General features: G+C 63.9%; 3 protein-coding genes and 1 pseudogene. 3 read left to right on the top strand and 1 reads right to left on the bottom strand.

All coding sequences use genetic code 11. The features are described from left to right. Positions 1-627 precede the first annotated feature (627 nt). A complete protein-coding gene (locus tag ABZ945_RS32865; protein WP_361277119.1) occupies positions 628-1,134 on the bottom strand; it encodes a hypothetical protein in 507 nt (168 codons plus the stop codon). 346 nt (positions 1,135-1,480) lie between these two features. On the opposite strand from ABZ945_RS32865, the gene ABZ945_RS32860 reads away from it, so the two are divergent. The 3 genes and pseudogenes from ABZ945_RS32860 to ABZ945_RS32850 form a co-directional block, all read left to right on the top strand. Continuing rightward, on the top strand, positions 1,481-5,197 hold the full coding sequence (locus tag ABZ945_RS32860; protein ID WP_361277117.1) for an ALF repeat-containing protein: 3,717 nt from the start codon (positions 1,481-1,483) through the stop codon (positions 5,195-5,197). Between the two features lie 12 nt (positions 5,198-5,209). Then, complete coding sequence (locus ABZ945_RS32855) at positions 5,210-5,485, top strand: hypothetical protein (RefSeq protein WP_361277115.1); 276 nt, start codon at positions 5,210-5,212, stop codon at positions 5,483-5,485. Positions 5,486-5,552: 67 nt separating this feature from the next. Further along, positions 5,553-5,733 (top strand): annotated as a pseudogene (locus ABZ945_RS32850) (hypothetical protein); the annotation flags it as partial.

Here is a 5,733-nt window from a genome sequence, read left to right as displayed (position 1 = left end):
GCGAAGCATGCAGAGACGGTCAGCACCCACTGACCATCTACCAGGACACCAGAGCAGGACCGGGCCGAATCGCCCGCACCGATGTGGAGACGGGCCACTGATGCCTGGGCGCTAGCCGCCGCATTGGGATTTGTGATGGCCATTGAGGGAGCGCTATTGAGCACAGTGGCGCTTGCGGCAACGGCCAAGGACATAGCAAGTACGGCGGGACGCCTGCGTCTACGGGGCACTGTCAAGATGTTCCTTGGTTTAGGATGGAGAAGGAAATATGCACCTCGCTCAGGCGCATCACGCTTTGCGGTGCTGGTTGGATTGCCGCCTCGCGAGCGAAGGTGCAGGGGTATGTAGTAGCTCACGCAACAAGAGGTTGCGCACCCGCTGTTCCGCATGACAGGCCCGTCTCGCATATCTAGCGACTTTGGGGGCACGTGGGTTGGGCTCGATAGGCAAATGCCCCCGGTGAACATGTACCTCGTCGTGAACGCTTGCGATACTTGGGTGACTGAGCATGACGAAAGTCGGCGACCATGCGGGCCAGTCAAATGGCGCAGGGTTGGTGCGCCAACCGATACCGCAGACAGCGGTACTAGAGTCGTTTCCCGTTGCCTGAAATCGAAGAGCTGGGTGTTAGCCAGTTACGCGGATCTCGAGCAGAACGGATTGGGGCCCGCCCTCGTTGCCCTCGCCGACGCCTTCGAATCCGCCCTTAGCGACCTCGACGGTGGTAGTTGAGCCGTTCGCAGTGAGCTCAGCGCTGATGGGATGATCAGCGGTCTCGAGGGCGAAGACGCGGGGAAGTTCGAGGGTGACGTATCCAGTTTTGGCAGTGGCTTGGAAGCAGTAGGCGCCCTTGCGGCCGGACGAACTATCCCGCACCGTGTGAACCTTGATTTGGCCTGAAGAGGCGTCGCATTCCGCGAGCAGAATGCGACCGTCGCCCTTCTTGAGAGTAATGCCCTGGGTGGCGAGAATTTGGGCGGCTCCGGGGTATGAGTAGTCCTCCACCGCGTACGTCGGGGGGTCGGCCACAGCCGCTACAGTGGACTCATTAGCGACGGCGAGCGGAATACCGACGCCTGCAGCGAAAGCGACAGCGATCCCGGATATGAGAATGCCGTGAGTGCGGAAGGCCACCGCACGCTCCTTTCAGAGGCAACACCGGAACAGATGTGGTCGTTGCCGTGAACCTTCGGAATGCAAGATCGCCAGCCATCTAACCTTCACCGTCACTAAAGGTCAACGGGATCTCCATGTTCCGTTTATCAATGTGTCACGATTTACACCTGTTTCTTAAGGAATGTCCCACGCGGGTCCGGGACAGAAAATCGAGACTTTCGACGGGTTCTCTTATATCGTGCCGGAGAGCCTCATTCCGGTTATGTTCGTTGATCATTCAAGTGATCCATGTGCGTTATGCTCTGCTCTCTGCTTTCCCGGTGCACGGCACCGTCCGTCGCCGATAAACCGAGATGAGTGTCTTGTGAATCAAAGAGTTCATGGGTCGTTCGTGGATGGAAGGGTTCGTAGAACGGCGCGCGCGCTGGTCATGAACCTGCTGCCGCTGGTCCTCTTGGTGGGGTTGCTGGGAGGCACGGCGACCGCAGTCGACGACCCGTTGTCCGACGAGCTTCTGTACAGCGGCCAGAGCGGCAGCACCACTCCCCTCACCCAGCGCGGCCTCGTCGTGGACCTGTGGAAGACCGGAGGGCCTGGGCTTAGGGCTGCCGCCGAGGCGGCTTTGACTGGCACCGACGCCGACGTGGTGAAGCTTCTTTCCACTGCCCGCGAGATCGCTCTCGAGGACAGCCGTGTCACCGCCGCACAGGTCGCCGGCATAGGTGGCGCACAGCTCCTAGAGGCCGCCCGCCTGGCACTCTCAGGCACCCCGGCGGACCTTGAGGCGTTCTTGGCATCGGGGTGGGAGATGCCGTTGCAGCAGGACCAGCGGGTGAAGGTCGCTCAGATCATCAGCACGGCCGGCCCTTCGGTCCAGGAGGCTGGACGGGCAGCGCTCAACGGCACCCCCCAGGACGTACAGACATTTCTCACCTCAGGCCGATACACCGGTCAAGAGGAGGACAACCGGGTCCGACTCGTACAGATCGTCGGTACCGGCGGCCCTAATATGAAGGCAGCAGGCCGGCTGGCCCTGAACGGGACGCCCGCCGACGTCCAGGAGTTCCTGGACGTCGGACAGTATGTGGCGCGATCTCGGGACCAAGAGCAGGCAACGGTTGCGCAGTTGGCCGAACAGGCCAGGCAGGCCGGGCGCCAAGCGGCTAAGGAGACTCAGGCCGCCAAGGAGGCGTCCGCAAAAGCAGTGAAAGCCGCCGCCATGGCAAAGGCAGCGGCGGACAAGGCCGCCAAGGAAGCCTCGCTTGCCCAGAAGGACTCCGCAGACGCTGCAGCTGCTGCAGGACGCGCAGCTTCGGCTGCCAGGCAGGCGGCGAGCGCGGCCCAGCAGGCCATCTCGGCCGCTAGTGCGGCCAATACTTCCGCCCGCGTCGCGGCGAACGCCGCCTCCCAGGCAGCCGCCGCTGCCGCTGGCGCAGCGCGCTCGTCCTCGAAGGCCCGTAGCGCGGCTGCCAGCGCGGCGCGTGACGCCACGAACGCCGCCGCCGCACGCAAGGCGGCTGAAGAGGCTCGTGCTGCCGCCAAGGGTGCCAACGTCGCGGCTGACGCAGCGGACGAGGCGTCAAAAGCTGCAGCGGCGGCCGGCAGCGCAGCCATCTCCGCCCTAGGCGCAGGAGCGAACGCCGACGCGGCCGCGGACGCCGCCGTCGCAGCAAGCGCCCATGCAAACCAGAGCAGCGCCCAAGCTGCCGAAGCCCGTCGCGCCGCTGCCGCCGCCAAGCGCCACGCCGCCGAGGCTAACCGGGCCGCGACCGCCGCCGAAGGCCTCGCCCGCAAGGCAGCCATGGCGGCGGCGCAAGCCCGCGATGAGGCCCGCTCTGCCGCTGCACACGCCAACGCCTCCGCGCAGGCAGCCGACGAGGCGGCCGAGCACGCGGGGGAAGCCGCGCATGCCGCCACCAGGGCTACTGCGCACGCCAATGCCGCCACCGAGGCGGCCAACGTAGCCTCCAAAGCGGTGACCAAAGCACAGGAGATTTTTAAGCTCGCTCGTGAGGTGGAAACCGAGGAGCTCTCTGGCCGGACCAACGCGGGCATTGAGCAGGCCAAGGACGTCAAACAGAAGGACGACCAGCGCCGCTCCGCTACGGCTGCGGCAGTCCAGGAGGCCAAGGATAGGGACGCCGAGGCCGAGCGCCTGGCAAAAGCTGCGGCTCAATCCGGAGCTGACGTGGCACAGGTCGCGGCCAACGGTCGCAAGCTCGCACTCCTTGCAGTCAAGCATGGTGGCGCCTGGAGTCGCGCTGCAGCGGAGGTGGCGCTCGCCAGCCCGGACGCATACGTCGTCGATTACATCCGCAGTGGCTGGACGGACGCTCGCTCGCAGGACGAGCGTTTCCAGGTCGAGCGGCTGGCCGAGGACAGCATGAGCAAGGCCGTGCGAGTGGCTGCAGAGGTTGCCCTGGCGGGCGATGCGGCTACAGTCCATTCTTTTCTAACGGAGGGGCAGTACCAAGCGGGCGCCGAGGACTTCCGGGTCTTCATTGTCCAGGTCGCCTCCACCGGCGGGCCCATCCTGAAGGACGCAGCAAAGAAGGCACTGGCTGTCGGAACCCCTGGTGCATACCGGGAGTTCCTGCTCACGACGCAACACACCGCCCTTACCGAAGATGAGCGGGTTAGGGCTGCGCAACTGGCTTCCTCCGGTGGCCCGGAAGTGCGGTCCGCGGCGCGCATCGCCCTCGAAGGATCACCGCAAGTGCTGCACGCCTTCATCGCCAAGGGCCAATTCATGGCCCAGCGCAAAGACACGCTGGCGGTCACCCACGTCGCGCAGGTTCAGCAGCTCATCGCGGAAGCAGCGGGGATCGCGGCCACCGCTCAGCAGGACGCCGCCAAGGCTCAGGAGGTCGCGGCGCTCGCCCGCAAGGCGGCGGCCGAAGCGGCCGAGTACAAGCGACAAGCCAGCGCGTCGGAGGCCGAGGCTAAGGGGCATGCCGCCGAGGCGGACGAACATGCTAGGGCAGCTGAAGCATCGGCCGCCCAAGCCGCCGAGTCGGCAAGGGCAGCCCGCAATGCGGCCAACAGCGCCGATCGCGATGCCCGTGACGCTGCCGCATCCGCAGCCACAGCGACAGTCTCCTCAGAGATGGCCCAGGCATCCGCGTCCATCGCCTGGTCGGCGGCGAACGAGGCCCGGGCATCGGCCACCGCGGCCGGCAAGGATGCCAAGACCGCCCTCACGGCGGCTAAGGAAGCCTTCTCCGTCGCCATCAAGAAGCTGAAAGCGGAGGACGAGCAACGACGAAAGGCCGCCGTCAGCGCCAAGGAAAAGGCGGAAAACGACGCAGGCGCCCAAGCGCGAGAGATCTACCGCTGCGGCTATGTGGGGTGCGACCTCTACTATACCAATCACCCTCGTTGGTGCCAGCACAACTGGGTGCTGTGCGAGATAAACGCGATGGCCGGCGACTTCGAGTCGGCGATGCAGGACGCCTATGAGGTCACGACGGCTCTGACCGGAACGGGTCAGCTGGAGGCCTGTGCGGACAACCTCGACCTAGCGTCGTGCTGGCCACTGCTGACGGACGTCACCATCAAGTCCAAGCTCAAGTGGCTCGAGCAGTCCTACGACACGCTGCGTCAACTCTACAAAGTCAACAAGCTCTGCAAGAAAGCCGGTGCGGCAGCACAGCGTCTCGCCCTGCAGCGCTCCGTCTCCAAGCAAGCCAGGGCAGGCAGCTCCAAGTGGGCCTGTGGCGAATTCGTGAAGGGCTATGACGGTGCTGGAATGATCATGGCCCAAGCCGAGGACGGCATCCTAGATATTGCTGTCGAGAGAAACGGCAGCAAGACTAGAGGGTTTGAGATGTTCGACGACGTCATGGCCCACTATGGTCCGGACAAGATCCGAGCCATCCGAAGTAAATGGGTGCCTGCCATGCCGACCAACCTTAATAAATTCAATCAATTGCTCCGGGAGGGGAAAACCCCGGAACAGGCAGCCGCAGGAGCTTTTACAGGCAAAAACGCGGCCCGGTATGGATTTACCAAGATCACAATTACGAAAACCGAGGGTCAACCGGGCCATTATACGAATGTCGAGGCCCTCTTCGAAAGGTAGATGGGAGAAACTGTGGACAACTCTGTTGAAAACCTACAGGGAATGGCAGCGGAGGGTGCCGGTCTTCTCACGATGATCGAAGCGCTCAGGAAAGATGACACGTTCCTGCTCACTCCGTTGCGGCTGATGCACGCGCTGATGGAGGCGTTCGGGATGCCTCTACGAGAGGCCCGAAACCTTCTGGAGGACTTGGATCCTGACCTGCGGCCCCTGCCGCAAGTGTCAGAGGCGGAAGTCGAGCATAAGGCTCAGGCGGTGTTGTCGCGTTACGTGACGCCATTGCCGTAGGTAGCGAGTCGCGTCGAAATGGCCGGTGTGGTGGGGTGAAGACCCGGACCACACCGGCATTCGTGCTGTGATCGCGCTCGACACCAGCAAGGTGGAACCTGCGCCCACCGGCCCCAGCACGGTAGTGGCAGCCGAAGCCCAGCTCGCGACCGAAGCTGGCGAGTGTCCCGGTGAGGTCCTGGTCTTCACCCAGGGTGGCTACCTGTCGTGGCTGGAAGTCTGTTCATGGAGCGACGACATCGAAGTGA

It is taken from the genome of Streptomyces sp. NPDC046887, assembly GCF_040644755.1.
Classification (GTDB): domain Bacteria; phylum Actinomycetota; class Actinomycetes; order Streptomycetales; family Streptomycetaceae; genus Streptomyces; species Streptomyces lichenis.
The sequence above is the reverse complement of the archived record's forward strand: the minus strand, read 5'-3'. Positions and strand labels throughout refer to the sequence as shown.